This is a genomic window from Caballeronia mineralivorans PML1(12), from assembly GCF_001028175.1.
Taxonomy (GTDB): domain Bacteria; phylum Pseudomonadota; class Gammaproteobacteria; order Burkholderiales; family Burkholderiaceae; genus Caballeronia; species Caballeronia mineralivorans.
In genome coordinates, this window is sequence record NZ_AEJF01000191.1 from 1 (window position 1) to 3,858 (window position 3,858).

Below are 3,858 nucleotides of genomic sequence, written 5' to 3' on the forward strand. Positions count from 1 at the left end.
GCGCCTGCCGAACGCGACTGCGATTCAGCGCGAGGACGAACGCTGGCAGGCCGCGCTATGGCGTGCGCTGCTCGCCGATCTTGCGCAGGACGCCGGCGCGCGCGATCCCACGCCGCCAGCGTACCGGTTCCTGACTGAATCGCCGAAACTCGATCTCGACGCCGTGATGAAAGCCGAGTGGCCGGAGCGCGTGAGTGTGTTCGCGTTGCCGACCATGCCGCCGCTGCATATTGCGTTGCTGCGTGAACTGTCGCGCTGGATTGACGTGCGTATCTATGCCATCAACCCTTGCCGCGAGTTCTGGTTCGACATCGTGAGTGAGGCGCGTGTAGAGCAACTCGAACTGGCGGGGAAGCGGGATTTTCAGGAAGTCGGTCATCCGTTGCTCGCCGAATGGGGCCGTCAGACGCAGGCGCAGTTACACATGCTGCACGAGTTGACGGAGAGCGCGGCATCTCGTGAAGCCAGTCATTTCGAGGAAAATTCAGCGCCAACGTGGCTTGCGCACGTGCAGAACGCGATTCTCAATTTGAATGAGATTTCCGAGCCGGATGAAACGCTCGAACCCGGAATCGAAATTCATGTGTGTCACAGCTTGTCACGGCAGCTCGAGGTGTTGCATGATCGTTTGCTCGGCTGGTTCGACGAGATGGAGGGTCTCCAGCCGTCCGACGTGCTCGTGGCGTTTCCTGATCTTGCGGCGGCGGGTCCGCTGATCGATGGCGTGTTCGGTACCGCGCCGGCTGGCGTGGCGGGTGAGCGGCGTCGGATTCCGTACCGGATCACAGGCTTGCCGCCGTCGCAGGCGAATCCGGTCGCGCGCGTGTTGCTTGACTGGCTGGCGTTGCCTGAGCGCAGCGTCGGTGCGCCCGAGCTGATCGAGTGGTTGCGAGTCGATGCGGTCGCGGCGCGTTATGGCATCGACGCCGTCGCGCTGGAAACCGCGCAGATGTGGCTTGCGGCGGCCGGCGCGCGGCGAGGACTTGCGCCATCGGCAGTAACGGCCGCCGATGTACCCGCAGCCCGCCACACCTTCTCCGATGCCCTCACGCGGCTTTTCCTCGGCTACGCGCTGCCCGACGGCGGCGCGCCCGTGGACGAGTGGTTGCCCGTGGGCGGCGCCCAAGGGTCGGACGCTGAATTGCTCGGCCGGTTGACGCGGTTTATCGACGATATCGACGCGTTCGGCGAGCGTATCGCCACGCCGCGGTCGCCCCAGGCCTGGACGCAATTGCTGCTCGAGGCGCTCACGCAGTTCTTTGATGCCGGTCTGCCGTTCGCGGATTCAATCGCCGACGTCCGCGCGACGCTCGACTCATTGATGCTTTCGATGGACGAAGGTGCGGTGGATACGGAGATCGCCGCCGATGTCCTGCGCACAGCGCTCACCGATGCCCTCGACGACGCCGCGCGTGGCGGTGTCCCTTGGGGCGGCGTGACGTTTTCATCGCTGACGAGCTTGCGCGGCTTGCCGTATCGCGTGGTCTGCCTGCTTGGTATGGACGACGGCATGTTGCCAAGTCTCACGCGTGCCGACGAGTTCGACCTGATGGCGAGCTTTGGAAAGTTAGGCGACCGGCAACGCCGTGACGATGAACGCAACCTGTTCCTCGACTTGCTGTTGTCCGCGCGTGACCGTTTGATGATCGCGTACACGGGACGCAGCATTCGCGACAACGCCGCGTTGCCGCCCGCCGCGTTGATCGACGAGTTGCTCGACTATCTGGCGGAAACGGTGGCGGGCGAGGGGGCATCACCGAAGGAGCTGGAGAACGCGCGCAGCCGCTTCGTGTTCGAGCATCCGTTGCAGCCGTTCGCACCGGAATACTTCAGCGCGCCGTTGTTCACCTACGAGCCGGAGCGCGCGGAACTGGCGCGGACGCTGGCCCTCGGCAGGATCGAACCATCGATGAAATTCTTCAGCGCGCCGTTGCAGGCCGAAGAGGTGACGCCCGTAGCGTTCGACGACTTCGAACGCTTCTGGCGTCATCCGGCACGCGCGATATTGCGCGATCGGCTCGGCATTGCGCTCTTCGACGCTGAAACCGAACTCGGCGATACAGAACCGTTCGAGCTCGAATATCCGGGCCGTACTGCGCTGGCCGATCGCGTGCTGCCGTCGCTGCTTGCCCTCACAGCCGACGACGAATCCCGTGCACTCGATCGTGCGCGGCGCGTCGCGCGTGCAAGTCCCGAAATGCCGGGTGGCGCGACGGGCGGCGTGTGGCAATCGCGGGAAATCGGCGCGTTGCATTCGCTTGCGAATCGCGTGCGTGCCGCGACGGAGGAAGGCGCGGTGCGCTTGCCGTTCACGCTTGATATCGCGCCGCGTTGGCCGGATGCCGAACTGTTCGGCCGCTACGACGCCGCGTTGCAACCCGATGCTTTGCAGCCGCTGCACATCTACGGCACCTTGAATTTGCTTACCGACGAAGGCCAGATCATCTATCGATACGACGTGCCGCGCGCCCGCGACTATCTCTGCGCGTGGCTCGCGCATCTCGCCTACTGCGCCGCTTTGCCCGATGGCCCGCGACGCACGGTGTGGCACGGCCGCGGCGCGCAATCGAGCGGCTTTGAGCTGACGCCCGTCGACGATCCTCACGCGCACTTGGCGACGCTCGCCGCGTTGTATCGCGCCGGGCGGCGGTTGCCGTTGCGGTTCTTTCCAAAGAGCGCCTGGACGTGGGTCAAGGAAAGCGAGTCGAAGGCGCAGGGCGTGTGGATATCGGACAGGACGCGCGGCGAATCGGACGATCCCGCGTTGCGTATCGCGTTTCGCGGCGCTGAACTTAGACTCGATGAAACCTTCGCCACGCTGGCCAGAATCGTCTTTGAGCCGTTGATCCGGCACATGCGGAGCGACGCATGATGCATACGCAAACAACGGCAATAACCACCGCCGAACTCGATGTCTTCGAATGCCCGCTCGATGGCGTGAATCAGATCGAGGCATCGGCGGGAACGGGTAAGACGTGGAACATTTGCGCGCTTTACGTGCGCCTTCTGCTCGAAAAGAAGCTCGCCGCCGATGCAATTCTCGTCGTCACGTTCACGAAGGCGGCCACGGCCGAATTGCACGAACGCATCCGTTCGCGGCTCGTGCAGATTGCGCACGCGATGGAAACCGGCGACACCGCGGGCGACGCGTTTCTCGAGCGCCTGTTCGACACAACGCTTCAACGCGTCGATCCCGATGAGGCGCTCAAGCGGATCAACATCGCGCTGCATACCTTCGATCAAGCCGCCATCCACACGATCCACGCGTTCTGCCAGCGCGCGCTGCAGGAAGCGCCGTTCGCTGCAACCATGCCGTTTGCGTTCGAACTCGAAGCCGACGACAGCGCGCTGCGTTTCGAGATGGCAGCGGACTTCTGGCGTGAGCGGGTCGAGCCGGCGGCGGCGCGCGATTCATCGTTTGCCGCGTGGCTCGTGAGCAAGGGCGCAGGACCGGCATCGCTCGATGTGCAGCTTTCGCGTCGGTTGAAAAAGCCGCTTGCTACGCTGCGCTGGGGCGAGCTTGAAGTGGGCGCTCGCGAAGACGCGCAAGCCTTGTTCGATACCGCCGGCGCGTTGTGGCACGCTGAACGCAACACCATCGTTCAGTTGCTGATCGACGCCGAAGCGAAGCTCAGCAAGACCACGCACAAACGCACCTTGATCGATGCGGCGATTGCCGCGTGGTCCGACTATTTTGCCGACAACGACTGTCACGCCGCGCCCCCGAAAGAAGCGCTAAAGCTCACGGCGAGCGCGTTGAAGAAGGGCACGAAGGTGAAGAACGAGCCGCCTTCTCACGCTTTCTTCGATCACGCCGAGACGCTGGCCGCCGCCGCTGCCGCCGCGGAAGCGGCGCAG

2 protein-coding genes are annotated in these 3,858 nt (G+C 64.2%); both read left to right on the forward strand.

Annotation, left to right across the window (positions count from 1 at the left end):
* Positions 1 to 2,872 (forward strand): exodeoxyribonuclease V subunit gamma (gene recC / locus EOS_RS32725; RefSeq protein WP_047896361.1); only part of this gene is annotated, 2,872 nt, incomplete at its 5' end.
* Positions 2,869 to 3,858: UvrD-helicase domain-containing protein (locus EOS_RS32730; protein ID WP_047896362.1), on the forward strand; the 990-nt coding region annotated here is incomplete at its 3' end. The genes recC and EOS_RS32730, both read left to right, overlap by 4 nt.